The organism is Mobiluncus sp. (genome assembly GCF_034180645.1).
GTDB lineage: Bacteria > Actinomycetota > Actinomycetes > Actinomycetales > Actinomycetaceae > Mobiluncus.
Window position 1 is genome coordinate 27,824 of sequence record NZ_JAXFNY010000021.1, and the last position, 26,212, is coordinate 54,035.

At 56.0% G+C, this 26,212-nt stretch carries 23 protein-coding genes; 12 read left to right on the forward strand and 11 right to left on the reverse strand.

Features of this window, described 5'->3' with window-relative positions; genetic code table 11:
* Positions 1 to 76: 76 nt before the first annotated feature.
* Both SPI05_RS08200 and SPI05_RS08205 read left to right on the forward strand, forming a co-directional pair.
* Entirely contained in the window at positions 77 to 2,083 is a 2,007-nt protein-coding gene (locus tag SPI05_RS08200; protein ID WP_321077636.1) for a TPM domain-containing protein, read from the forward strand.
* 183 nt (positions 2,084 to 2,266) lie between these two features.
* A complete protein-coding gene (locus SPI05_RS08205) occupies positions 2,267 to 2,842 on the forward strand; it encodes an NYN domain-containing protein (protein WP_321077637.1) in 576 nt (191 codons plus the stop codon).
* On the opposite strand, the gene SPI05_RS08210 is transcribed toward SPI05_RS08205, so the two are convergent.
* A complete protein-coding gene (locus SPI05_RS08210; RefSeq protein WP_321077638.1) occupies positions 2,835 to 3,674 on the reverse strand; it encodes a glutamine amidotransferase in 840 nt (279 codons plus the stop codon). The genes SPI05_RS08205 and SPI05_RS08210 overlap by 8 nt on opposite strands.
* Entirely contained in the window at positions 3,671 to 5,080 is a 1,410-nt protein-coding gene (locus SPI05_RS08215) for a MurT ligase domain-containing protein (RefSeq protein ID WP_414601987.1), read from the reverse strand. The genes SPI05_RS08210 and SPI05_RS08215 overlap by 4 nt, the downstream gene beginning before the upstream one ends.
* Before the next feature lie 179 nt (positions 5,081 to 5,259).
* On the opposite strand from SPI05_RS08215, the gene SPI05_RS08220 reads away from it, so the two are divergent.
* The 5 genes from SPI05_RS08220 to SPI05_RS08240 all read left to right on the forward strand — a co-directional run bounded on the left by SPI05_RS08220 (position 5,260) and on the right by SPI05_RS08240 (position 11,248).
* Positions 5,260 to 6,984: a TusE/DsrC/DsvC family sulfur relay protein gene (locus tag SPI05_RS08220; protein ID WP_321077640.1), complete on the forward strand. Its 1,725-nt coding sequence runs from the start codon at positions 5,260 to 5,262 to the stop codon at positions 6,982 to 6,984.
* A gap of 52 nt (positions 6,985 to 7,036) precedes the next feature.
* On the forward strand, positions 7,037 to 7,633 hold the full coding sequence (locus tag SPI05_RS08225) for a DsrE/DsrF/DrsH-like family protein (protein WP_321077641.1): 597 nt from the start codon (positions 7,037 to 7,039) through the stop codon (positions 7,631 to 7,633).
* Positions 7,634 to 7,744: 111 nt separating this feature from the next.
* Complete coding sequence (locus SPI05_RS08230; RefSeq protein ID WP_414601982.1) at positions 7,745 to 8,878, forward strand: NAD(P)H-dependent glycerol-3-phosphate dehydrogenase; 1,134 nt, start codon at positions 7,745 to 7,747, stop codon at positions 8,876 to 8,878.
* A gap of 87 nt (positions 8,879 to 8,965) precedes the next feature.
* Positions 8,966 to 10,654: a TusE/DsrC/DsvC family sulfur relay protein gene (locus tag SPI05_RS08235; protein ID WP_321077643.1), complete on the forward strand. Its 1,689-nt coding sequence runs from the start codon at positions 8,966 to 8,968 to the stop codon at positions 10,652 to 10,654.
* A gap of 21 nt (positions 10,655 to 10,675) precedes the next feature.
* Positions 10,676 to 11,248, forward strand: a complete 573-nt coding sequence (locus SPI05_RS08240) for a DsrE/DsrF/DrsH-like family protein (RefSeq protein ID WP_321077644.1) — start codon at positions 10,676 to 10,678, stop codon at positions 11,246 to 11,248.
* 54 nt (positions 11,249 to 11,302) lie between these two features.
* Here SPI05_RS08240 and gluQRS read toward each other — a convergent pair whose 3' ends face one another.
* Both gluQRS and lysS read right to left on the reverse strand, forming a co-directional pair.
* Positions 11,303 to 12,253: a tRNA glutamyl-Q(34) synthetase GluQRS gene (gene gluQRS, locus SPI05_RS08245; protein ID WP_321077645.1), complete on the reverse strand. Its 951-nt coding sequence runs from the start codon at positions 12,251 to 12,253 to the stop codon at positions 11,303 to 11,305.
* A gap of 1 nt (position 12,254) precedes the next feature.
* The gene (lysS, locus tag SPI05_RS08250) at positions 12,255 to 13,820 is read right to left on the reverse strand and encodes a lysine--tRNA ligase (RefSeq protein WP_414601983.1); all 1,566 of its coding nucleotides are present in this window, start codon (positions 13,818 to 13,820) and stop codon (positions 12,255 to 12,257) included.
* Positions 13,821 to 13,949: 129 nt separating this feature from the next.
* Here lysS and SPI05_RS08255 point away from each other — a divergent pair, with 129 nt between their 5' ends.
* On the forward strand, positions 13,950 to 14,213 hold the full coding sequence (locus SPI05_RS08255) for a hypothetical protein (protein WP_321077646.1): 264 nt from the start codon (positions 13,950 to 13,952) through the stop codon (positions 14,211 to 14,213).
* A gap of 43 nt (positions 14,214 to 14,256) precedes the next feature.
* Here the strand turns inward: SPI05_RS08255 and panD are convergent, their stop codons facing one another.
* The 5 genes from panD to SPI05_RS08280 form a co-directional block, all read right to left on the reverse strand.
* A complete protein-coding gene (gene panD / locus SPI05_RS08260; protein WP_282922260.1) occupies positions 14,257 to 14,610 on the reverse strand; it encodes an aspartate 1-decarboxylase in 354 nt (117 codons plus the stop codon).
* A 148-nt stretch (positions 14,611 to 14,758) separates the two neighbouring features.
* Positions 14,759 to 15,595 (reverse strand): pantoate--beta-alanine ligase, encoded by an 837-nt coding sequence (panC, locus tag SPI05_RS08265; protein WP_321077647.1) that lies wholly within the window; start codon positions 15,593 to 15,595, stop codon positions 14,759 to 14,761.
* A 4-nt stretch (positions 15,596 to 15,599) separates the two neighbouring features.
* Positions 15,600 to 17,378, reverse strand: coding sequence for a PH domain-containing protein (locus tag SPI05_RS08270; RefSeq protein ID WP_414601984.1), 1,779 nt, complete (start codon positions 17,376 to 17,378; stop codon positions 15,600 to 15,602).
* Between the two features lie 19 nt (positions 17,379 to 17,397).
* Positions 17,398 to 17,898 (reverse strand): PH domain-containing protein, encoded by a 501-nt coding sequence (locus tag SPI05_RS08275; RefSeq protein ID WP_321077648.1) that lies wholly within the window; start codon positions 17,896 to 17,898, stop codon positions 17,398 to 17,400.
* Between the two features lie 50 nt (positions 17,899 to 17,948).
* Positions 17,949 to 18,881, reverse strand: coding sequence for a Rossmann-like and DUF2520 domain-containing protein (locus tag SPI05_RS08280; protein WP_321077649.1), 933 nt, complete (start codon positions 18,879 to 18,881; stop codon positions 17,949 to 17,951).
* A 237-nt stretch (positions 18,882 to 19,118) separates the two neighbouring features.
* Here SPI05_RS08280 and SPI05_RS08285 point away from each other — a divergent pair, with 237 nt between their 5' ends.
* The 4 genes from SPI05_RS08285 (at position 19,119) to SPI05_RS08300 (ending at position 23,438) form a co-directional block, all read left to right on the forward strand.
* Positions 19,119 to 19,844 carry a response regulator transcription factor gene (locus SPI05_RS08285; protein ID WP_297589296.1) on the forward strand — a complete coding sequence of 242 codons (726 nt, stop codon included), beginning with the start codon at positions 19,119 to 19,121 and terminating at the stop codon, positions 19,842 to 19,844.
* A 124-nt stretch (positions 19,845 to 19,968) separates the two neighbouring features.
* A complete protein-coding gene (locus SPI05_RS08290) occupies positions 19,969 to 21,825 on the forward strand; it encodes a HAMP domain-containing sensor histidine kinase (protein WP_321077650.1) in 1,857 nt (618 codons plus the stop codon).
* A gap of 155 nt (positions 21,826 to 21,980) precedes the next feature.
* Positions 21,981 to 22,997: a hypothetical protein gene (locus tag SPI05_RS08295; protein ID WP_321077651.1), complete on the forward strand. Its 1,017-nt coding sequence runs from the start codon at positions 21,981 to 21,983 to the stop codon at positions 22,995 to 22,997.
* Positions 22,998 to 23,147: 150 nt separating this feature from the next.
* Complete coding sequence (locus SPI05_RS08300) at positions 23,148 to 23,438, forward strand: WXG100 family type VII secretion target (protein WP_282922270.1); 291 nt, start codon at positions 23,148 to 23,150, stop codon at positions 23,436 to 23,438.
* Between the two features lie 110 nt (positions 23,439 to 23,548).
* Here the strand turns inward: SPI05_RS08300 and SPI05_RS08305 are convergent, their stop codons facing one another.
* Both SPI05_RS08305 and groL read right to left on the reverse strand, forming a co-directional pair.
* Positions 23,549 to 24,079, reverse strand: a complete 531-nt coding sequence (locus SPI05_RS08305; RefSeq protein WP_321077652.1) for a fibronectin-binding protein — start codon at positions 24,077 to 24,079, stop codon at positions 23,549 to 23,551.
* Positions 24,080 to 24,456: 377 nt separating this feature from the next.
* Entirely contained in the window at positions 24,457 to 26,082 is a 1,626-nt protein-coding gene (gene groL / locus SPI05_RS08310; protein WP_321077653.1) for a chaperonin GroEL, read from the reverse strand.
* Between the last annotated feature and the right edge of the window lie 130 nt (positions 26,083 to 26,212).

Below are 26,212 nucleotides of genomic sequence, written 5' to 3' on the forward strand. Positions count from 1 at the left end.
GTTCTGTTCGGAAGAAAGTAGCAAAGTTACTGTGTTCTCAAGAATTCGTTTCATAGCGGTAGGTTTTGTTTTACTGATGGCGGGGTTCGTTCCAGCGAACTTCGCTCAGGCTTCTCCTGTTATTCAACCCGCAGCAGATCCCCTGGATATCTCCAGCAACCAGATTTACGACCCCGACAACAAACTGGGTGATGACGGCATCTACCAGGTGAAAAGTTCCATTGAAGCCGCCAAGAATTTCAACATGTCGGTCTACATCGCCATCGTCCCCGATTTTGGTGAGCTCTCTCCCCGTGAATGGAACGAAAAAACGATGCAACTGTCGCATTTGGAAGCCAATTCTTATCTGCTTTCAATTGCCTACAACCCCAATGAGGACGGCGCGGGCGAGATTGCGGCCTCTTCCACCGCTGGTTCAGCTATCAACAGCGCCCAAGCGGGCGACCGGGCTATGCAGGTTTTGCCTTACCAGTTGAGTAACGGCGAATACGCTTCAGGCGTGAGTTCTTTCGTCCAGCAGTTAATGGATCTGGCCATGTCCGCGAGCTCTGGTGCGGCGGCTCCCGCGGATAACACCGATGTGTCAGGACGCTCCACCAATAACTGGTTTATCCTCATGCTCATTTTGGCGATGCTGGTGGCGGTGGCTCTGGCTATCGCGATTTATCGGCGGAATTCCTACAACACCGCAGCAAAGCCTAAAGATACCGTGGACTTCGACGCCGTTGAGAGCGCCGATCGCGACAGCGAATTTGAAAGCAGCGAGGTGCTTACCCCCGGAACTGCGGCAGGAACCATACCTCCAACTAATGCCGAGCAACCCTTCGTCACCCCCGATGTTGTCGAGGCTGCCCCACAGACAGTTCCGGCAGATGTCTACGCTGCGGCTCCACCGGTGGAACAGATTCAGCCGGAAGCACCGGTCTATCCAGAGCCAGAAATGCTCTTTGATGAGGCCGCCGCCGCGGAAAGCGAAGCTAACTTTGAACGTGGACTCAAGGCTTTGAAAGACTTGAACGAGTCCATTTTTGCAGCTACCGAAGATTTGCACGCTTCCGTTGAAGCCTTTGGAGAAGTGGAAACCCGTAACTTCGCCGCTACCCTGGAATTCTCTCGAGAACAAGCCAATGCTTTGTTGAACTGGCTGGCGGGAGCGGATTTAGTCAGCTCCGAGGAAGCCGGACAAGTCGAGGATTCAGCTCGGCAGGTGAAGCAGGCTCTATCCGCTGAGGTACTTGCATTCACGAAACGTCGCCATAATCCTGACCAGGTCGGGGCTTCCCTGAATCGGTTGGCAGCTTCCTGGAACCGCGCACGGAAGTCTCTGGCTCAAGTTGAAACCGTGGAGAAACAGCTGGAAATCGACTATCCGCAAGCGAATTTGGGTCATGCCAGCGCGAACCTCAGTCAATCAAAGCGGTTGTTAAAGGCGGCCTACAAAGGCATCTTGTCCGGGCAAAAGTGCCTGAAGGAGGGCGATGCCAAGACTGCAATCCGCTACACCCGCGGTTCTGAACGAGCTGTCACCCAGACCGAATTCGCTTTGGAACACATCACGAAACTCAGCGAATTCTTATCCGAAACCACAGAACACCTTTCCATCATGTTGGAAACGCTGGATGAGAACGTGCAAACCATCCGGACTTACGACCCCGATGCAAATGTCCAAGAAATCGCCATCACGGTACGAACTATGGAAAAAGCTCGCCAGGCTCTGGCTGGACAGGGAGATCCAATCGAGGCTTTGAGCAAACTCTGCGGGCTACAAGCCAACCTGTTCAATGTTTATGGCACTTCGGTTCTGGCGCAAGAATTGGCTCAGCTGCAAGCGCAATTCCCGCAGCGTCTGGCGTGGGAGCAACAGCACCTGGAACTGCTGCGCACGAATATCATGCTGCGCCGCAAGAGCATTGACCCGCAAATCGAGCTGGAATTGTCTCGCTGCGAGCAACTTATCGCCCAGGCGCGAGAGAAGCTCCCGCAAGAACCGCTCATCGGGATGACGATGCTCTCTACCAGCGCAGAAATGTTGATTCAGCTGGGCAGCGGGATTCCAGCGGCTTTCCCTACCCCGGCTAAATAGTTAGACCATTGTTTTGACCCGGTTGCGCGAGAACTGTTTTTCGGAAAAGTATCCGACTGACGCCACGGTTAAAAAAGTTGTAAACTGCTGAGGCGTTTTGAAAATTTCGGGATTTCTGTGGGAAGTCTCGGCTGTTCAATTTGTGAAAATTTAAAGAAAACACCATAAGCAAAGAAAAACTCAATGAAACTGCAAATTCCTGAAGAAAAAACGACTTACCTTCTGGTCGATGGGGAAAACATCGATGCTACCTTGGGGTTGAGCGTGTTGGGACGCCGCCCTGACCCTGACGAACGCCCCCGCTGGGATCGGGTTCGCGACTACGTTTCGGAAACTTTTCCCGGCCAGACCAAAGGGCTGTTCTTTTTGAACGCATCGGCCCATATGCCCATGACTTTTGTCCAAGCCTTGTTAGCGATGGATTATCAGCCGATTCCCCTCACCTCTGAGGGGGATGAAAAGGTCGTTGACGTTGGTATTCAGCGCACCTTAGAGGCCATCGACAAACAAGAATACGGAAATGTGGTATTAGTTTCTCACGATGGGGATTTTGAGCCTCAACTGCGCAGTTTACTGCGCAACGACCACGATGTTACGGTGGTGGGATTTGAAGAATTCCTCTCTGGCGAGTTACGTGTCCTTGAGGAGAGCGGTCTGAAAATCGTGGATTTGGAGCGTGAAATTCACGCTTTCAACGCGCCGCTGCCCCGTATCGGAGCGATTCAGCTAGACGAATTTGTCCCGGAACATTTTATTTAATCGCCGCTAGACGTTCTTGACGCAAACGCTGCAGCCCTGGGATTTCCGGTACTGCCAGCGGAAGGGTCGCCCCCATAGCGCGTGCTAGCAACAAATCCGCCAGCTGCGGGTTTCGCGCTAAACACGGTCCGTGCATATAGGTCGCAATGATAGATCCCTGCACGCACCCCTCCACCGCTTTTCCGTCCTCTGTGGCACGGTAACCATCAGGAATCTCCCGACTAACTTCACGCCCCTGCTGTACTCCGGCTTGTGCGCTGACCCCGTCAGCCAACCCGGGAGCCACCCCGGGCTGACCGTTGCCGACCCCATAGGTCACAAAGCCCAACGGTAGCGCGTCCCGACCTAAGAGGGTTGCACCCCCGTGGTTTTCAAAACCGGTCAGGGGCTCGGTCAACTCACGCTCCAACTGTAAACCGTTCGCGGAACTGACCAATTCTCCAATAGCCCGAGCCCCTTGCGGCAAGGTCACCACGTCGAGCAGCTCCGCCCCTTCGGTGCGTTTGCCTTCCGCGTCCGTATACCAGGTTCCCAAGACCTGGAAAGCGGCACATATGGCCAGCACGGGCTTCCCATTTTGTACCGCGCGTTCCAATCCGCGGTCCGTCAGTAAGCGACGCGAGGCAATGGTTTGAGCGATATCTTCTCCGCCCCCCAAAGTGTAAATATCTAAAGTTTCCGGAATTGCGTCAGTGCAGCTCACGTGGATTATTTCAGATTGGTAACCCAATAATTTCGCTCGCTGCGCCAGTACCACCGCGTTACCACCGTCCCCGTAGGTGCCCAAGACCTCGGGCATTAGCACCCCGATACGTAATGTTGATTCACTCACCGCAACCACCCCTGTGCTGCAAATTCGGCCCGTGCGTCACGGAAACATGTGTAATTCAACAACATATCGACCTCGCCCGGGTCAGCCATCTCGATAGCTTCCAAAACCGTCGGAGCCCAGCGTGTCTCAATGCCCGCATAGTTCAAACGTACCTGCAAGTCTGCGCCGCGTTCGCCGGTGGCCACCACATTTTTCCCGCTCAGAGCCTCGAAGTTTACGTCCCACAACCAGCTCAGGTCGGTCCCATCGGCGATTTGGCCATTAACTCCCACAATGATTCCAGCCTGCGGATTGAGCATCGTCAAGGATTCCATCCACCCGGCCGGGTTCTTTGCCAGCAGCATCCGAATGTGGCGTCCTTGCACGCTAAAACTCGCGTAGCGACCCGCCACATCCCTCACTCTGGCGATACCTGCGGCAGCATCTTGCGCCTCAACTCCCAGCAACCTCGCCGCGACGAAAGCCTGCAGGGCGTTACCGCGGTTGGCTCTACCAGGGAGCCGCACCGTCGCGGTCGTTTCCTGCCCGCTGCTGGTATCTACCAGCCGCACGGGGTCACCGGCTTGGAAACTCTCGGCTTTCCAAATCCACTTCGGGTCGGGCCGGGCGAAATCTGACTGAGTCGGGAGCCTGTCCCAAGGTACTTCATGAGCCAACAATTCCTCGACCGGAACCGAGCGCCACAATACTTCCTGATCCAGACCGGAAGCCAATTCACCAGGTTCGTCAGTCGGCGTATCCGGTTTGTCAGGGGAATAAATTATCGCTCCGCCGGTTCGAGGTGCCGTCAGCGAGTCCCCACTCCAGCCTTTACCCGCCGCAATCCATACCGGGTGCGCACTATCCCAGGCTGCCGAGGTCATCAGGGGGTCGTCCACATTGGCTACCACGTAGGCCTGCGGATTTTCATCGACTGCGGCGCGAATACGCTTTTCAATAACCGCAATTTCCCCGACCCGATCCAGCTGGTCACGCGAGAGATTCAACAGCACTATGACCCGCGGACAGGTCGCTTTTGCGACACGTTCCAAGTGCATTTCATCAATTTCTAAAATCGCTACTCTAGCGTGCAAATTCGACATCAACGCCGTGACGACGCCGGGAGGCATATTGTCCCCGCCACGGTTTGAGGCTACAGCTAAGCCACCCCCGAAGACCGCTTCACTGAGCATCCGCGTAGTCGTGGTTTTCCCGTTAGTGCCCGTGACGAGGGCGATAAGTCGGTGTTCCGCCAAATGCTCCAGAATCTGGGGCTGCAGCCGCAGCGCCACCCGACCCCCAATCATGCCTCCGCTGCCGCGTCCGGTCAGACGGGAGACCCGGGCGGCGGCATTGCCTACCGCAATGGCGAAGCGGTCACGCCACCCAAGTCGGGGCTGAGAGATGAGGGGATTGGGGGCAGGCATATTGCCGGCTGTAGAATCAATCACAAGGAAAGTCTAGCGAAAAAACTTCTTCGCGCTCTTACTACAGCTTCATGAAATGTAAACGTTAGCATGGAATATGCTGAAAATACCGTCAATCAGTATGCTATGTAATAAAATGATTCTGAGCAAGTTTTTCCGCTGTCCCCAAGGAGAAAGCAATGAAGCAAATCGTCATTCTCGGTGGCGGCACGGCCGGTTCGATTGTGTCCAACCGACTGTACCGACAGTTGCCAAAGAACGAGTACCAAATCACGGTGGTGGATCGCGACAACAACCACCACTACCAACCTGGGTATCTTTTTGTTCCCTTTGGGATGTACAAACCTCGTACCGTGGTAAAGAAGCGGTCCAGGTTCTTGCCCTCCGGGGTGCGTTTCGTGATGGACAACATAAAGAAGGTCGACCCCGTTGCGAAAACCGTGGAATTGGAAAAGGAAACCATCCCCTACCACTATCTGATAATCGCCACCGGGTGCACCATTCGTCCCGACCAAGTACCGGGAATGAGCGACCCGAAGGTTTGGCGCAAGAGCGTTTTTGACTTCTATACCCTCTCGGGCGCCGGACGTTTGCACCAGGCTCTTAAGAACTTCGAGCGCGGCCGCCTGGTGGTGCATATTTCCGAGATGCCCATCAAGTGTCCCGTCGCACCCCTGGAGTTTACCCTCCTGGCAGACTGGTACCTGTTCATGCGTCGGCGCCGCTACGACGTTGACATTACCTTCGTCACCCCGCTCGACGGCGCATTTACAAAGCCGGTAGCGAAAGCGGAACTCGGGGACTTGTTACGCAAGCGAGACATCGAGATAGAAACCGACTTCAACGTTGAGAGAATAAATCCCGACAGTAAAACCCTGGTGGGATATGACGGTCGCGAAATCCCCTTTGACCTGCTGGTGACCACTCCACCAATAATGGGTCAACAGTATGTCGCAGATTCCGGTCTGGGCGATGAGAGCAACTATATTCCCATCGACAAGCACACCCTGCAGTCCGACGAGTATCCCGATATTTTTGTCCTTGGCGATGCCGGAAATCTGCCAACGTCAAAGGCGGGCGCGGTGATTCATTTCCAGTCCGAATCATTCATACCGAACTTTATTAACTACCTAAAAGGGCGCCCGATGACCGAGTCTTTCGATGGACACGCCAACTGCTTTATCGAGTCAGGGTTTCACAAGGCGTTGCTGTTGGACTTTAACTACGATGTGCAGCCCGTCACCGGCAGGTTCCCCCTGCCGTGTGTCGGCCCACTGCGCCTACTCGGCGAATCACGCCTAAACCACCTCGGGAAACTCGCGTTCTATGCATTGTATTGGGGTTTTCTGGCTCGCGGGTTGCCGCTGCCGTTCCCCCGCGATATGTCCAAGGCGGGTAAGGACTTCCGCAAGTGGGGGTTGCAGCCTGACGGGGTGACGCCTATTCCTGCTGGGAAATCCGCTCCCGTCGAACCCGAACCGGAGATTAAGATACCAATCGTCCGCGTTATTGGCTCCGCACCCCTAGCCGCCGAAACGACGGCTAGACCAGGCAATATGCCGGCCAACACCACCAAGGGCGACCTCATTCCCGTATTACACGAAGTTAACGGCAAGCCTATAGATGTGACCGACGAGGGTTTCATGACGCAAAAGAATCAGTGGAATGAAGAGGTCGCCGAGGCGCTCGCCAAGGCACTGCACATTGAGCTAGACGATCAGGCATGGTCTGTGATTCGCTTCGTGCGTCAAGACTTCGAGGAACGTTCGGTGTCCCCGACTCTGGGTCGCATCTCCAAGGCTGGCGGCTTCGACGTCAAGTCCTTGTTCGCCATCTTCGGCACCAAACCGGCCAAGAAACTCGCCTATATAGCGGGGGCACCCAAGCCGGTCGGATGCGTCTAAGCCCGCAAGCAATCTAGCAACCTATTCCAGACTTTTACAAGGAGAGAGAATCATGACACCAGCAGCAGAGGAATCGCAGTCCCAACCCCACAACGGCGAGTCCGCCCTCGAAAACGAAAGCGCGCCCGATGAAAATGTCACCTACGTGCACCGTAAGATGGCTTTCATCTGCTCGAAGGGGAATCTCGACATGGCCTACCCGGCGCTGATTATGGCGCACGCCGCACTCAACCAGGGTATCCACGTAGACATCTTCTTTACTTTCTGGGGACTCGATATCATCAATAAACGCACCATGGACGACCTCAAGTTCACCATGCAGGCGAACACCGCCATGCATATGCCCGCCCTGGATAAAATCCGTCCGGGCTGGGGGAACGCCTATATGCCGCCTTCTCTCGGGGTACTTCCCGGCATGACAAACTTTGCCACTTGGTACATGAAACGCGAGATTGACAAGATTGAGATTCCGCCGATACGAGACCTCCTGGAACAGGTCGCGGAAATGGGCGCGGATATGTGGGCCTGCAAGATGACGGCAGACATGATGCAGCTCAAGCCGCGCATGTTGCACAAAGCGGTGAAAGGCATCATTGACGCCGGTACCTTCATCGAACTGTCTGAAGGGTCGCAGATTATCTTCATCTAAGTTTCGCCTTCCCGGGTAGGTTCCCCCGTCACCAGTGCGGTAAAGTGGCTTGGTACCCTTTGTTCTGAGAGGTGGGCTATGCCAAAGATATGCGTAATAGGAGCGTCGGCGATGGGCACGGCACTCTGCCGGCCCCTCGTAGACACGGGCTGGGATGTAGCCATGTGGGGAACCGAATACGACGATGCCGTCCTGGATACTTACGCTCTGGGGCAAACTCACCCGGCGATTCACGTGCCTCTGGCCCCCCAGGTTAAGACCTATCGCGCTAAGCACCTCGACGCGGCGGTGAAAGGCGCGGAAGTCCTAGCCGTTTGTGTCGCTGCCGTGGGTTTACCTGACATCACCAGACGCCTGGCGCCCTACTTCAGTCGCGTAAGGGCGGTCTGGGTGCTGACGAAAGGCTTTATTAAGGACGAGGCGGATCAGGTTTATTTGCTGGCTGAGGCGATGGCAAAGATTGCCGCCGAAAACGGAGCCGAGCTGCCAACCTTGGTGTCCATAGGAGGGCCAGTTATTGCCCGCCAATGCGCGCTGAGCGAACCCACCGCAACAGTGTATGCCTGTCAAGATTTAGGAGCCGCGGTTTACTATGCCCGCGCGGTACGCACTGATTACTATCGTGCTTTTCCTACTGAGGACACGACCGGGGTTGAAGTCCTGGCTCCTTTGAAAAACAGCTACGCCATTGCTTTGGGCGTGACCGAGGGTATTCAGGAGTCAACCGGATCTCCGCAATCTAACTTGCGTGCCGCGGTGTTCGCCCAGGCAATTCGCGAAATGTCTCTGGTTTGCGAGGCTTTGGGAGGGCGCCAGGAATCTGCCATTGGTCTGGCTGGTGTGGGCGACCTGGAAGTAACCGGCATTTCGGGGCGCAATAAGTTCTTTGGAATGCGGCTGGGACGCGGCGAGCATCCGGCCGAAGCCGAAACCCAGATGAAGGCCGCGGGACATACGGTCGAAGGGGTGTACTCCACACCCTTGGCGGTAAAACTCATTGAACAGCGCTGCCCGCAGCTATTGGACGAGCTGCCTTTGCTGCGCGCCGTGGACGAAGCGATTAGTGGCGAGGTGGACATTCGCAAGATTCTGGTCTCGGCGGCACTGCCCGCCTACCCCGCGGATATTTTCGCGACCCAGCAACAAAGCAGTTGGAACTCAGACTGGAACCCTGTCGACACCGGCCGTTTGTGGGGACTGGCTAAGCTGGTCAACCGCTTTAAAAATAGGTTGAGCCAGGAGTGAGACCCTCAACAGTACACACCACGGCACAATTCTCGTTAGAATTCTTAACGAATTCGAAGGTGAAATCCTGAGGCGGTGAGACTTGGCATGAAAAACGTGGTGATTATTGGTGGGGGAACAGGCGGCACAGTCACAGCAAACTCACTGGTGCGCCGCTTGGACAGCAAAGAGTATCGAATCACCGTCATCGACTATTCCGCCCGGCATTACTACCAGCCCGGTTTTGTCTCGCTGACTATGGGAAAAGTCCCTAACCCGCTGCTGTGGCGATGGCGGCGGCGAACTTTTCTACCCGGTATCCGATTCCTTCAGGATAAAGTCATCGCGGTGGATTCGGACGCAAAAACGGTTACCACTCAGACCAAAGTGATTTCCTACGATTACCTGGTTTTGGCGACGGGATGTGAGTGCCGTCCCGAGCTAATCGAGGGAATGACAAGGGGAACTGTCCTGAACACGGGGATTTATTCTTTCTATACCCTGGCTTGGGCGCGGCGCTTGCGCCGGGCACTGCAGGCCTTCGACCACGGCCGTCTGGTAGTGCATATCTCTGAATTTCCTATCCGCTGCCCGGTTGCTCCGATTGAGTTCGCCCTGAAAGCCGATCACTATTTCTTTGAACACAGGGTTCGCGACGATATCGAAATCATGATTGTCACCCCGCAATCCCAGGTTTTTGAGCAGCCCGTAGCCGCTCGGAATCTTTCTAACCTCTTGCGCCTGCGCGACATCGAGGTTAAGCCTGATTTCGTGGTGCGCCACATCGATGCCGAAGAAAAACGGATGTACTCCTACGATGGGAAGGTCGTTGATTACGACATGCTGGTGACCGTTCCCCCTATGCGCGGCCAGCAGTTCATCGTGGATTCCGGACTGGGCGATGAGATGGGATTCATTCATCCCGATCTGGAAACCCTGCAGCATCGAGAATACCCGGATATTTTTGTCCTTGGCGACACTGCCGATTTGCCGACTTCCAAATCAGGCTCCGCAAGTATATACCAATCTAGGGTATTAGTTTCTAACTTGCTTGATTACATGGCCGGCAGACCGATGGTTCGCCATTATGACGGTCACGCCATGTGCATTGTCGACACGGGTTACCATCAGGCCACCGTGATTGATCGTTCTTACACAGTACCCGCAGTGACTGGAAAATGGATTTTTCCCTATTTGGGCCCCCTGTCCCTGCTAAAGCAGAGTCGCAGAAACCACCTCACAAAGCGGTTCATGTTCGTGTTCTACAGCGTGCTCATGGTGGGTCCGCGTATTTTCGATAGAATTTCACATATACAGCTTTTGGGTAAGGAATTTAGTCGGTGGAATCTGCGGCCTGACGGCACGACTCCGCTCAGTACCCCGGATCTCTCTCAAGACTCCGCAGGTTTTATCGCACCCACTTGGAAACGTCGGCCCAATGCTTGTCTGGCAGCGTCAGCTTCAACGAAACTTTTGGAAATTCCCGTTCTCCACGAAGCCGGTGGGGCGCATATTGACGTGGACTCGGAGGGGTTCATGACCAAGCCGCGTCAGTGGACCCGCGAAATCGGGGCTGACCTGGCTCGCGCAATTAACTTAGAGATGACGCCCCGGCACTGGGAAGTCATCGAATTCGCCCGAGAAAGTTTTGCAAAATACCAAGTCAGCCCCACGCTGAGACGTCTCGAAATGGCGGGAGACTTCCCGATTTCTGAACTGTTCGAGCTTTTCCCGTTTAAGCCGGGGAAACTCATCGCCTACGTGGCCGGAATTCCGAAACCAGTAGGCTGTATCTAGGTTCCGAAGGAGAGTGAAGTTATGGAGAAATCCACCGCTGATTTTTTTGACCAGGATTTTTGGCGTGTCTCGGAACCTCTGCTGCACGTGGACCAGCGCAAGATGGCCTTTATCTGTTCCAAAGGCAACCTTGATATGGCTTATCCGGTGTTGGTTATGTCAATCGCGGCACTCACAGAAAAGGTCGATGTTAACATTTTCTTTACTTTCTGGGGTCTGGATATCGTCACGAAACGCACCATGGACTCTCTAAAGTTCACTATGCAGGGAAACACGGCCCTGCACCTTCCCCTTTTGGAAAAAATCCGCCCTGGTTGGGGCAAACGCTATATACCTCCCAGCCTGGGAAATCTGCCTGGAGCTACGCACCTGGCCACCTGGTACATGAATAAAATGATGGAAAAGAACGGCATTCCCCCTGTGCGTGATTTGTTGGAACAGATTGTTGAAATGGGCGGTCATCTGTGGGGATGCAAAATGACCGTGGACCTCATGAAACTACGCCAGAATATGATGTATAAAGGGGTTTCAGGAATTATCACCGCTCCTGAATTCATCAAGAAATCGGAAGGTGCCCAAATTATTTTCATCTAATCGCATCTCCTCAGCACGCTCGCTGGTACCGGGATGGTCTCTCGCTACGCTTGCCTAAGGGTGAAAGATAACCGGATCTGGGGGGAGGTTTTCGGGTCTCCAGGTAACCGTGGCTTGTTTCAGGATTTCTTTCGTGGGACAGGTCAACAGTTCAGTCGCGTCAGTTTTCGCTGCCGACCACCCCAACGTTTCCAAGGCTCTCAAGAGAATCTGTTGGTCAGACCACCCCAGGGCGTTCAGCTCGGGACGGGTCACCGATTTATCTCGCTTGGCCAGGCGCTGCCCCTGCGCATTCATGACCAGCGGCACATGAGCATAACTGGCTGGGCGGCCTCCCAAAGTTTCGGTGAGCCAGGCCTGCACCGGAGCGCTGGAGGCCAAATCAGCCCCCCGCACAATCTGATCCACGCCTTGATTCATGTCGTCCACCACCACGACCAGCTGATAAGCCCAATCCCCATCGGTACGCCGCAGCACGAAGTCGTGGAGCAGACCGGTCAGCGGTCCCAACAGTGAATCGTGTACCGTATGTTCAACTCCTTGCGGGGCTCGCAGTCGCAAGGCCGGTTTGCGGCCTTGCGCTGCCAGGGCGGCTCGTTTTTCCACCCGCTCTGAATCACTCAAATCCCGGCAGATTCCGGGATAAATCCCGGGTTTCCCATGCGGCGCGCTGGCAGCGGCTGCGATGTCTGCCCGCGAACAGTAGCATTCGTATACCAGACCATTTTGTACCAACTGTTCCAAAGCGGCTTGGTACAGCTCGTGGCGTTGCGACTGGTAAACAACCTCTCCATCGCTCTGCATGCCCAAAGCCGTCAGGTCCTCCAGGGCTTGGGCGGCAAAACCGGGACGGGAACGTCCGGTATCGATGTCTTCTATTCGTACCAAGAACTCGCGCCCGTTGGATTTAGCAAACAGGTAGGCTGCCACCGCGGTACGCAGATTCCCGAAATGCATGACTCCCGACGGGCTGGGAGCAAACCGGCCGAAGCCGCTTCGACTCACTCTACACCCGCTTGACCAGCGGGAACGTGATAGTTTCGCGGATTCCTGCTCCGGTCAAAGTCATCAGCAGACGGTCCAGGCCCATTCCCATACCGCCGGCGGGAGGCATTCCCTGTTCCATTGAAATGAGGAAGTCCTCGTCCACTTCCATAGCTTCCGGATCTCCGTTGGCAGCATCTAAAGCCTGCTGTTCAAAGCGTGCCCGCTGTACCACCGGGTCGTTCAACTCGGAATATCCGGTGGCAACTTCAAAGCCGCGAATCATCAAATCCCACTTTTGCACCTGGCCGGGCTTATCAGGATGCGTCTTGACCAGGGGCGAAGTGTCCTCGGGGAAATCACAAACAAAAGTCGGCTGCCACAATTTGTCGCCAACCAGTTCTTCCCACAGGACTTCCACGATTTTCCCGGAGGTATAGTAGGGTTCCAACTCGATGTCGAGCCGATCCGCCAAAGTGACCAAGGCATCCTTCGGGGTACGCACCGTAACTTCCTGGCCCAGCGCCTCAGAGAGGGAACCATAGAGGTCAATCCACTTCCATTCCCCGGATAAATCGAACTGAGTACCATCGTTCAAGGTCACGACTTCGGAACCAAACACGTCCCGGGCGCAGCGTTGAATCATCTCCCGAGTCAGGTCCGCAATCTGATGGTAGTCCCCGTAAGCGCAATACACCTCTATCATGGTGAATTCCGGGGAGTGCGAAGAATCGGCGCCTTCGTTACGGAAGTTCCGGTTGATTTCAAAAACCTTGTCTATTCCGCCAATCAGGCAGCGCTTCAGGAACAGCTCCGGGGCGATACGCAGGTAGAGCTCCGTGTCGTAGGCGTTCATGTGAGTCACAAAAGGACGGGCGGCAGCCCCGCCGTGCAAGTTTTGCAGCATGGGGGTTTCTACCTCGAGATAGTCATGCTCGTCCAGGTAGCGGCGCAGCGTTTGCACCACGCGGGAGCGATTGCGCACCATGTCGCGAGCGGCGGGGCGCATAATCATATCCAGGTCGCGCCGACGAACCCGCATGTCCTCACTCAACGAGACTTCTTCGCCAGCTTCATTAACGTATGACTTCGGCAAGGGGCGCAGCGCTTTACAAGTCAGCTGCCAAGAGTCCACGAAAATGGACAGTTCTCCGCGTTTGGAACTGATGACCCGGCCGTGGACAAACAGGTGATCGCCCAGGTCAACCTCTGCCTTGTAGGCGGACATCGATTCCGAGCCGACTTCCCGTTCACTAACCATAATCTGAATGGTGGAACCGTTACCCTCTTGCAAAGTGGCGAAAGCCAGCTTGCCGCTGGAACGCATCAGACGAACCCGCCCGGCCAAGCCGACATAATCTTCGGTTTCTTCCCCCGCCTGCAGATTCGGGTACTTCTGACGAACTTCAGAAATGGTTGCGGAAATATCCACGTGTACCGGGTAGGGAGTCCTGCCTTTGGCCAGCATCTTGGCGCGTTTTTCCGCACGGATTCGGATCTGTTCAGGAGCCTCGGCCGCATACGTCTCATCGTCGTTCGCCATCGGCTCTGGGTTTACTTTCTCAGTTTTGTTTTCGTTTTCAGCCACCGTCCTAGTTTAGACCATTACCAGGGAGTGTTGTTCCGCAAGGGTTTTGCCCCCGTCAACCGGGTCCCCGACAGGCTTGCGGCGGGTAAAATAATTCCAGGAGGTTCATCACGTCGTTTAGGGGATTCAATGCAACTTTCCGCTGCTGACAAATTGACTGTTTCCGCTCGACTCAGTGAGGCTAAGCAATCATTGGATGAGGTTATTGGTCTGCTGGATACTGATGCGGACGCGAGTGTAGTGATTTCTAAGCTGAACGAGTCATCGCGGCGCTTAGACAGAGCCTCTTTCGCTCTGATGGTCTCCAGCTTGCAGGGCACAGCCGAAGCCAGTGAACCGGAACGCGCGGCAAACATCAAGCACCTGGAGCAGCTCTTCTTGGACATCGAGTAAACGCGAGAAGCGTTCAAAATACCAAATGGCGGTGTGACTGGAGTTAATTAACCGGATGGTTGTTCGCGTCTACGTGCACCACGCGAGGAGTCAGGTTCCGGGCTGTTTCGTCATCAACAGTGGCGTAAGCGATGATGATGACCAGGTCGCCGGGAACCACCAGGCGAGCAGCGGGACCGTTCATCTGAATCGTGCCAGAACCACGGGTACCGGCAATCGTGTAGGTGGTCAGGCGCGAGCCGTTATTGACATCGACTACATCAACCTGTTCCCCTGGCAGGATGTCGGCACGCTGCAGCAAATCCGCGTCAATAGTGATGGATCCGACATAGTTAATGTCCGCATCAGTCACGGTAGCGCGATGAATCTTGCCGCTCATCATGGTTCGCATCCGCATATTTTCCCCTCAACAGGTTTCCCGATTTGCTCCTCAGGGAGTGATTCCCCAGGGGTCTTTCACAGGGTAGTCCGAAAGATAGTACGGCCGCAACATTTCCCCACACGCAAGGCTCACCCCGAAAGGCGCGGCAGGACCCTTGTGACCTCTACAGTTGCACGTCCATATTGTCTATCAGCCGCGTGGAACCGACTTTCGCTGCCAGCGCCAAGATGGCGCTGCCGTGATAATCGCCAGTAATCGGCACAAACCCCACCGGGTTCACCAGGGCAACATAATCTACGTCTATCCCCGGCACTGACTCGAGGCGCGCACGCACCTTGGCCGCCAAATCGCCCGCACCGAGCTGGGAAGCGTTTTCCCGCCCCCACTTCAGAGCCTGGGAAAGGTTGAGAGCCGTGTCGCGTTCCTCGGGAGACAGGTAGCGGTTGCGCGAGCTCAAGGCCAGACCATCGGGTTCCCTGCGGATTTCCACCGGCAAAATCGTCAGCGGGAAGTCCAGGTCGGTAACCATCTGGGAGACAATGGCGAGCTGTTGGGCATCTTTCTTGCCGAAAGCAGCCACATCGGGACGGGTCAAGTGGAACATCTTGCCCACCACCAGCAGCACTCCGGCAAAGTGCGTAGGGCGAGTTTTACCTTCCAGGATTGTGGCGGCACTACCGGGGTCGAAACGTACCAAAGCCTCACCAGAGGGATACATCACCTCAGGGGTAGGCGCGAACAGCGCGTCAGCCCCGACCGCCTGGAGCTTGGCGGCGTCCCCCGCCAAGTCGCGTGGATAGGTATCATAATCCTCACCGGGAGCGAACTGGGTAGGGTTGACGAACACCGTCACCAGCACCGTGTCTGCCTGGGCTTTCGCGGCGCGCACTAAATCTAAATGCCCCTCATGCAGGGCTCCCATCGTCATAACCAGACCAAGTCTGCCCTTGACTCCGTTGCGCCAGGTCGCTAACTCTGCTCTGGTTTTCAACAACTCCACAGTCTTAATCCTCTCTGAGATTGTCTGTTTGGTGTTCTTCGATACTCGCACAAGCCTCCAGGTTAGAGGTTACTCGCTCCAGCCAGGCGGCAGGGGGTTCTTTCTCACGCGCCATGTCCGCGTGCGAGACTTGCAGTTCCCACAGACTCTGCGCGGAGGCGGTAGGCAGATGGTACACCGTGGTTGGCACGACCCCCGGCACCAAGTGCAGTTTGACGTTTGCCATCCCTAAAGCCCGTTGTGCCGGTCCTTGCCGCAGAGCTACGGATTGCATCCGGCAATGCGGCACGAAGGACACGCGGCGGGTGATTCTGCCGTCACGAATCATCACCATCGTCGTGGTCAGCACGGCAGCTTTCCGATTCCACGTAATCCAGTCAAACCAGCGGGCTTTCGGCGAAGCGGTAAAAATACCGGGCGCTGGCCCGGAACCATACATCATGACTTCCAAGAGGTTTGTACCGGCTGTTCCAATTTCGGCGCCGTTGAGGTCGGTGACCGCGCCGAGGTCTTGTTCCATCATCCACAATGCTTGTAGTGCCTGAGTTCGGGTTCCTACCGGCAGCATCACATGGGAGCTGGTCTTGCTCTTATTGTTGCCGTTTCCTTCAGAGGCGCCCTGATAGCCGGCCATAGTTAACTCGACTCGCCACCAGTCCTTGCCCCGCCACAGCAGGGGCTGCTTCAAGACTACGGCGTGGACTCGCCCGGGAGGAATGGTTTGGGAATCATGGGTCGTCAGTCCGTGGCGCAGGCGGATTCCGTCAACAGAGGCCGCCGCGGTAAAGTTCCAACCTTCGTTAACTTTTTGCATCACCGCCGCAATTGTGGCGATAACACCACCGATAACACCCAATATTGCTTGCGGAGCAATCAACAAGGCCGCTGCAAAACTGTCTGCATCGCCACTGAGGTAAATAGCTATCGCGGGCATCAACCCCAGCACCAACAGTAGGGGGATGAGTAGCACCGCGAACCAGGTAGAAATGGAACGCAGAATGGAACCTACCAACATATCGGTTGTCACTTCGTAAAGTGTTGTCTCAGGGGCTTCTCCGCTGGCGGCGGGTAAGGCTCCCACCAGTCCGAACTCACCTATCCCGATAACTTTTGTACCATTCGTTAAAGAATTAGCAGCATCCGTCGCGGGGCCGGTTGGGGTTTTTTGACCGGACGCCTTTGATAAGACTTCAGCCCGCAACGCTTGAGCCTGGGAGGCTTTCAGATACATGATGTCAATCTGAGAACCCCTGGCTCCCGCAGAATCCACGTGCAACTTCGCCAAACCGAACAGACGCGGCACTAACGGAGCGATGACGTCTACCGCCTGAATCCGGCTTAGCCGCATATGACGTTCTTTTTTAAAAATGATTCCGTGGCGAAACAAAACCGCTTCATCAGTCAGCGCATAAGCGGTAAATCTCCAGCTCAGATAGGCAAAAAGCAACAGCAACAGAAGTAGCGCCGCGACTGCCAGCATGGAAAAAAACAGCACCGGCAGAACCTTTCCTATCGACTGAATCGCAGCCATCTCCTTAGAAAGGTCACGTATCAAGTCGAGCTGCGAATAAATGATTGCCGCTAACGCCACCAGGATTCCCCACATCTGGGTCAGTGGTGTCAAGGGGTGCACTTTGCGCCAAACCGGAGGTTGCGCGGCAACGCTGGTGAGGCCAGAACTGCCGAGACTCCCCTCCGGCAAGCCCTGCGAAGGTAAGGCCGCCGGAGATTCTTTGGGCGTCCCTTCCGGGGGTTCCCAGCCAGGATTAATTGGTTGTGTCATCTGTCATTCCCCGCCGTGTTCACAATCCCGCTCGCAAGGATTCACCGCGCGCAGTGAGAATTTTACGTAGGCGATCCGCCTCGTCTCGATCCAGTCCGGGAATGCTCGCCGCTGATTCCATCGAAGCGGTCTTCATACTGACCTGGGCGATGCCGAAAATCCTGTCGATAGGCCCCTGCTGCACATCAACGAACTGCATCCGCCCGTAGGGAATGGCCCACATTTTCTTAAACATGATGCCGCGACGCAAAAACAGATCCCGCTCAGACTCGGCGTAGCCCCACGCCTTGACCTGGCGCGGAATTAACCACAGCTGCCACACCAATAGACCAATCGGTACAATTTCTAGGAGCCAAAACCACGACACCCCTTGTGTAAACATCATTGCCCCCGCAAATACCCCGAGAGCCAGGGCGAGAGCCACAGTCCACGCCAACAACCCCAAAATCCGCACCGTGATGAGCTTCATGGAAATCGGCTTAAACGTCACACCCTCAGGATTAAACAATTCACCACTCATAGGGACATCCTATCTAGGCACACGGGGATTAATCGAGGCAGAATCTGCACTTAGTCCAAAATTTTACTAAGCTGGTCGAACTGGGTGGGGCTCAAATTTCCGCGTAGCCTCAGACGTTGTGCCGCGGCTCGTGCCAGGGCACGGTAGGAGTCGGGGACGTCAGCCAAATCGTCAAAAGGCAGTGCCGGATCCAAGTCGTCTTTGTCAAGGACAGGGCCTTCCTGTAGCGCCTTGAGGTGTAGGGCGACGGTTTGAGAGTCTCCGCGCACCACCGGTCCGGACAACCCCGCTTCTCCCTCCTGTAAAGCTCTGTCAAAAGCGGCCTTAAACAACGGCTCGGCATAGGCTGCCGGGTCGTCCAAACCCGCCATTCGCAGTGCTCGCAAGGCTTGGGATACCACAATCACCAGGTGATTTGCCCCGTGCGCTAACGCTGCGTGGTACAGGGGACGTGCCGAATCAGGCAACACATGCGGTATCCCACCGAGGTCCAAAACTAAGGCTTGAGCCACAGCCAGCAATGCCCGCGGCGCATTGACTGCCCAATGAGTCCCCTGTAAACGCTGCAGGTCCAGGGACGTACCGGAAAACGTCTGCGCCGGATGCAAAGCCAGTGGAATAACTCCCGCTGCGGCGGCAGGCTGCAAAACATCCAATCCGTGAGCTCCGGAAACGTGAGCGACCAGCTGACCCGCTCGAAACGCTTGAGCCTTCGCTAATTCCGTAACTAGAGGGGCGATTTCTTGATCTCGCACGGTAAACACCACGAGGTCGCACTCGGGCACCAGCTGTGCTGGCGACACCACCGCGACACCGGGGAGGATGGCGTCCACCCGTTCTTGGGAAGTTTGCGAACGCGCGGAAACCCCCACTAAAGTGTGTCCTGCCTGCGTGAACGCTGCGGCCAGAATTGGTCCGACCGCCCCCATACCGATAACCCCCACCCGCAGAGCCGGGCTGGGACTCCCACCAATTTCAGACATGTCACTATCGTAAACCACCCGCACCACGGGGGACACGGCGCGGGTCCGCGCTGCCCGAACCAGCTTTTCCCCACCCAGCTGCTGACCGGGGACTCGTGAATTCAGAGAATCTCAGGAGTGTTCGATGGGAAATCCGCTTCAAGCTGCACCCAGAACTGCCTTTTGCAGTTAAGATGTATGTAAGGAGTGCCGTGCCTCCTAACTTGCGCGGCAATTTGAACATTTTGTTTAACGAGGATGGTTATGGAACCTGCAGTGAGCGAAGCACGACTTTTGGTCGTGGATGACGAACCTAATATTCGCGATCTCCTGGCGTCTTCCCTGCGTTTTGCGGGATACGATGTCTTGAGCGCCGGGGATGGTACCGAGGCCTTGCGCCTGGCCACGACGGAGAAACCGGATTTGGTCATCTTGGATGTCATGTTGCCGGATATGGACGGCTTTACCGTGACCCGTAAGCTGCGGGCTTCCGGCATCGATATGCCAATTCTGTTCCTGACCGCCAAGGACGACATGCGCGACAAGGTCGAGGGCCTGCAGGCTGGCGGCGACGATTACGTCACCAAGCCGTTTGGCCTGGAAGAAGTCGTGGCTCGCATCAACGCTATCCTGCGCCGCACGAAGCACTCCGCAGTAGAACAGCCGCTGCTGCGCGTGGCTGATTTGGAGCTGGACGACAACCTCTACGAAGTGCATCGCGGCGGTCGCCTCATCGACCTCTCCCCCACCGAATTCAAACTGCTGCGTTACCTCATGGTCAACGAAGGGCGGGTGGTCTCAAAGACGCAAATCCTCGATCACGTGTGGGAATACGATTGGGAAGGCGATGCCGCCATCGTTGAATCCTACATTTCTTACCTGCGTCGCAAACTTGACGCCCCGGACGAGAACGGCAAGATACCGCCTTCGCTCATCCAGACGCGTCGCGGGGTCGGCTACTTGTTGCGTGACCCCAACGAGTAAGTACTGGAGGTTTACCGCCACAGCGAAAGGTGAGAGCCTCTGCCGGTAGTAAACCAATTCCCCGCCACCTGGTGGAACGTGTCGGACTTTCGAAAAAGCACCCGAGTCAGATGAGGAGTGGCAAGTGCGTGGAATAGGGAAACTGTGGATCTCCCTGGCCTTGGCCACGCGGCTGACGATTATTTTTGCAGTCGCCTTGGTGACAGCGCTGTCGTTGGCTGGAACCGTAACGGTGCTGTCGCTTTCGTCGTACCTGACCAGTCAGCAGGACGCGCAGCTTTCCGCTGCCGCCAGGGTTATGGGTCCCAACGCCGCCAATCTCTCGGACACAACGGTGTTTTCCAACAATATGCCCAGCGATTACTACATCTACGTGCAGTTCGCGGGCTCTATGCACCGACCGGACCGCGAATTTATTACCCCGGCAACAAAGAGTAAGTCGGGCATTCCGCAGCGTCAATACTTGCCGAAAAAAGCCGATATTCCCACCATCAGCAATGCGTCTTCGCTGGTCATGCCCGGAACTACAGTCCCTTCGACCAAATCGGGTCAAAAGTGGCGGGTTCTGTCGATTTTGCTGACTTCGCAGGGCAAAGTCGCCGGGGCTGCGACTGTCGGTTTGTCGATGACACCGCAGCGCAATATGCTCCAGGCCATCATTTTCACCATCTCAATCTCGACTCTGATTATCGCCATTGTCGGCACTTTGATGACAAACTACCTGGTAGGGAGGGCTTTCCGGCCTCTGCATGAGATTGAGGTGGTCGCGAACAAGATTGCGGCCGGGGATTTGACGCAACGTGTTAAGAAGGCTCCTACCACCACCGAGGTGGGTTCCTTGGCGAACTCTATGAACGTGATGCTTTCTAACCTGGAACAGGCTTTCTCAGCGGTGGAGCTGTCCGAACGCAAGATGCGGCGTTTCGTCTCTGACGCGTCCCACGAGCTGCGTACTCCCACCGCCGCGATTCGCGGTTATGCGGAACTGTCGCGCATGGGTGGAGTGGGCCCGGAGCGTCAGGCGGAGGTCATGGCGCGTATCGAGTCCGAGGCCACCCGCATGGGCAATATGGTTCAGGACTTGCTGACATTGGCGCGATTGGATGAACACCGTCCGATGACTTTCGAGCGCACCGATATTACCGCTTTGGCGCGGAACTCTCTGTCGGATATGGCCGTGCTGGATCCGGAACGCGACATGCAGCTGCTGAACATGGAAGATGAGACGTTGGAGGAAGTCTACAGTGTCTATGCAACTGTGGATGCGGAAAAGATTTCCCAGGTCATCACCAATTTGCTGACTAACGTGCGGCAGCACACTCCGGCCAATACCCCCGTCGAGGTGGTGGTGGGTTACCACATGTGGCCTGATGAAACCGGAGCTCCCCTTAAGAATGCCGCGGCTTCAAAGATTCCCGCGTTCCAGCGCTGTGCCGTCCTGGAGATTCGTGACCACGGTCCGGGTGTAGCTCCCGAGGATGCCAAAAAGGTTTTTGAACGTTTCTATCGTTCCGATACGTCACGAGTGCGCACCACGGGCGGTACCGGGCTAGGTTTGGCAATCGTCTCGGGTATCGTTTCGGCTCACAACGGTACGGTGGCTATGCTCCAGACTCCCGGCGGTGGCGCCACGGTAAGGATTAAGCTACCGTGCCAGGCCTCGCACGTGGATTCTCAGGGTGAGAACCAGAGCAGTCCAGCCGCAAAGTTCGCTGCGGCCTCAGCCGCTATCAACAAGGCTTCCAACACCAAGGAAAATTCCCGGCAGACCCCAGCCCCCGCTCGTAAAGCACCAGCCAGCGCCCCGAAGCCGCAGGGCATGCCTGTCGTAAGACCGGTGCCTCCGATGGTGCGACCTGCCGTGCCAACCCCGATGGGACAGCCAACTCCTCCCGTGGCGCCTTCCCCTCGGCCTCCCGCAAAACCGGTCCCCAAGCCGACGAAGGTTCTCCCGCCTCCGCCCCCGCCGCGTTCCGCTTAGGTCTGTGAGTTCTTCTCGACACCAAAGGTGGGGCTTCAAGCTACGGTTTTTACCGTCTGGAGCATCGGTTTTAGGCGAAAGTCGTTACTACCGGGATAAACAGGTATACTTGGTAGGTTGCTTTGGGTTTCCCAAGCTGGCAGAGGATGATGTATATGGCCGAGATGATACCGGCTTGGTTATTGTCGGGTTTTGCCCGTTCTGTTGCCGCTGAAGGCGGTACAGCTCCACGAGACGTAGCCCGATCCGTAGGCACCGAGTTGGCGCAGCGGTGGATGGCTCCGGAGCGCCATTTTCATAACCTGGAATATCTGAAAACCACCCTGGAAAACGTTGATACTCTCAGCGAACAAGCTCGGGACGTGGATGCTATCCGTTTGGCCGTGTGGTATCACGGTGCGATTTTTGATGTTTCCGAAGCGGCGGTGGAGCGTGGGGAAGCGGGACTGAACGTGCTGGGTTCCGCCGATTATGCTGCTGATTCTCTAGCTGAGCTAGGCGTTAGTGAGCCGCAGATTGAAAAAATTACTAATCTCATCCGGGGTTTGTACCGCCATCAGGCGATTGACGACATCGATGCCCAGGTGCTTTCCGATGCGGATTTATGTATATTGGCGGCGGATCCTCAGGAGTACATAGAGTACTTGCGAGCTATTCGCCGCGAATACGCCGCCTATGACGAGGCTTGTTTCATTTCCGCCCGTTCCAAAGTCATCGGCAGTTTGCTGAACCGCCCGCAACTGTTTTGGACGCACGGGGCTGCATCGTGGGAGGAACAAGCCCGCGAAAACCTCCGAGCCGAATTGGAACGTCTGGAAAAAACCGGTACTGCCGGGTTGGACATCGCTGGTGCCGGGGTTGACCCCACGGTCCAGACCGGCGCGATTCCCGCTGCGACAGCGACATCGGAACTGCCACCCACTCCGCGGGAAGGCACCCCGAAAGTTGCTGTCACCAACCCCGAAACCGGGGACTTGTCTGGATCTTCCCCGAGGGATGGGGATACAGAGGAGACGGATGAACCGGACGAGGTCAACCCTTATGCGCCTCCGGATGAAGCGGATTTGGGTTCGACCCTTGAGAACGTAGCTGAAGCCATGGATACGATGGTCATGAAAGCGCTAAAACCCGCTGAAGTTGACTCTAAAAATATCTCTGAAGTGCAGGAATAGGGTTTTCCACAGGACGCACGATTTCGGGGTTTTCCACAGGTAGATTTTTTGTGACTGGGTAGCTCGCGCGTATTGCCTTAGTTTGAAAGTGCGAAAACCCAAGTTTGGTTTTCCCTCACTTTAGAAGTGTTTCAAACGAAAGGAATCACCATGCAATTTCAAGTTGATAGCGATGCCGTAGCTGCCGCCGGCGCCCAAACTCGCGCCTGTGCAGAGGAAGTCAGTGCCCAAGTTTCAGCGATGATGGCGAATCTGACTGCCTTGCAGGAATCTTGGACCGGTGCCGCCTCCGGAGCTTTCGCGGCTCTCGCGGCTCAATGGCGCGCCACCCAAGCCACCGTGGAGGATAACCTTCGCCAGATTGGTTTGCAGCTCGACACGGCCTCCGCGAATTATGCCGAAGCAGAATCGAATGCCGCGGCGTTATTTGCGGGAGCATAAAGGATTTCGGTTCAAATCCCAGACCACCAAATCAAAGAACTGAGAGATCCCGTTGGGAGTCTCTCAGTTCTTAACGATTTATGTAGTTTGCGAGAGGGCTTTACCGCAGGTTAGCGATGCAGGCCCAAGTTGATTTTCTTTCCGGTCACGATTGAAATCACGACCGCAGCCGCAACCCCGGCCCCCACGCACAGCAGCATGATAAAGACAAAGGAAACCACGCCAGGAACCGAGTCAATCGGGGAGGACACGAAGGCTTGCGGGGCGTTCGCATTAATCGCCGAGATAGAAGTCTTGGCTTTTTCGGGTGATTGAGGAGCCACATTGGCGTGAATCTGAGGTTCCGCATTAGCTACGGATGCCGGAGCCTGAGGGTACATGACTTCAGGACCAGCCGGAACATCGACATCGTTGCTGCCCGCGTTCAGTTCCGCGGTGGAAGGAGCCGCGGGGGCAGGAGCTACGGGATTGACCGCTACATCGGAGGCACCGGAGGGCATCGAATCCAAATTCACGTGCCCCATGACCGTACCGGCCGAATCTCCGGATGCGTCCGGGGAAGGCAAAGTATCTGCGTAAGCTGCCGGACCAAAAGCCAATCCCAGTGCCAACGCCGCTGCTGTAATCAAAAACTTTTTCATCGCGTCCTGCCTCAGTTTCAAATTCCTATGTCCAGGGTTTTCCCAGTTCCTCACCACACGATTTTCCCAGGTTCCAAACCGAGGAATCCTTGCGGCTGTTACTTAACATTGTAACCTCTAAAACATTTATCGGGAACCCCTCAGGTTTCATTAGGATTCTTTTCGGAATTTTTGTGCAATTCTCAAGGTTTTTTCCGGTAGTTTTCCAAACCTTTGTAGCAACATTCTCACCTTTGCGCTCTCGTTGGCAGCCCCGAACTGACCCAACCGAGATGGATTCAAGGACCGAAGAACCATAAAAACCCACCGGGGCGACCCCCTGAGAACAGGGAATCGCCCCGATGAAAATTATGAAACTCGAACGGTTCAGTACCGCTTTAGTACATGCCGCCCATGTCGTCGCCAGCCGGAGCCGGTGCCGGAGCCGGAGGCTCGGGCTTGTCAGCCACCACCGCTTCGGTGGTCAGGAACAGACCCGCGATAGAGGCCGCGTTCTGCAGCGCGGAACGAGTCACCTTCACCGGGTCAGCCACCTTGGCTTCCAGCAGATCTTCGTACTCGCCGGTGGCAGCATTCAGACCCTGACCCTTGGGCAGGTGACGAACCTTCTCAGCCACAACCCCGCCTTCTAGGCCAGCGTTATCCGCAATCTGCTTCAGCGGGGATTCCACTGCCACCCGCACGATGGCGGCGCCGGTCGCTTCGTCGCCTTCCAGTTTCAAATCCTTGAAAGCCTCCGCGGCAGCCTGAATCAGCGCCACGCCGCCGCCGGGAACCAAGCCTTCTTCCTTCGCAGCCTTCGCATTGCGCACAGCATCCTCGATGCGGTGCTTGCGTTCTTTCAGCTCCACCTCGGTAGCGGCACCGGACTTGATGACGGCCACGCCGCCGGCCAACTTCGCCAAGCGTTCCTGGAGCTTCTCACGGTCGTAGTCGGAATCGGTCTTTTCGATTTCCTGGCGAATCTGGCGAATGCGAGCCTCCAGAGCGTCCTTGTCGCCAGCGCCGTCCACGATAGTGGTGTCGTCCTTGGTGACAACAACCTTGCGGGCGGTACCCAGCACTTCCAGACCCACGTTCTCCAGCTTCAGACCGAGGTCCTCGCTGACGACCTGGGCGCCGGTCAGGATAGCCATATCCTGGAGCATAGCCTTACGGCGATCGCCGAAACCGGGAGCCTTGACCGCGACAACCTTCAGCGAGCCGCGGATACGGTTCAGCACCAGGGTAGCCAGCGCTTCGCCCTCGATGTCCTCGGCGATAATGGCCACCGGTTTACCGGCCTGCATAACCTTTTCCAGCAGCGGCACCAAGTCCTTGATGGAGGAAATCTTGGTGTCCACCAGCAGGACGTAGGTGTCCTCCAGAGCGGCTTCCTGACGGTCCGCATCGGTTACAAAGTAAGGGGAAATGTAGCCACGATCGAAACGCATACCCTCGGTGACCTCAAGATTCAGGCCGAAAGTGTTGGATTCTTCCACAGTGATGACGCCCTCTTGGCCGACCTTTTCCATGGCCTCGGCAATCATTTCGCCGATGGTTTCGTCAGCGGCCGAAATCGAAGCAGTCGCAGCGATTTGTTCCTTGGTCTTAACTTCCACCGCGTCGGCGAGCAAACGAGCCACCACCGCGTCCACGGCCTTCTCGATACCGTGGCGCAACGCAATCGGGTTCGCGCCCGCAGCCACGTTGCGCAGACCTTCCTTCACGATAGCCTGAGCCAAAACGGTCGCCGTAGTGGTACCGTCACCAGCCACGTCGTCAGTCTTCTTGGCGACTTCCTTGACCAGTTCGGCGCCAATCTTTTCGTAGGGGTCAGCCAGGTCGATTTCCTTAGCGATAGACACGCCGTCATTAGTAATGGTCGGGGCGCCCCACTTCTTTTCCAACACCACGTTGCGGCCCTTGGGTCCCAAGGTTACCTTGACGGTGTCAGCCAACAAATCCAGTCCGCGTTCCATGCCGCGACGGGCTTCTTCTGCAAAGGCAATCATTTTTGCCATTTATTACAACCTCCGCTTTTATAAGGTTCATGTGCGGCGAATGCCCGCGACGGACGGCTGGGGTTGTGGCGGTTCACGTCTCCGCGCGACCTGCAGCCTCATTCACCAACTTGTCACTCTGACATTGAGA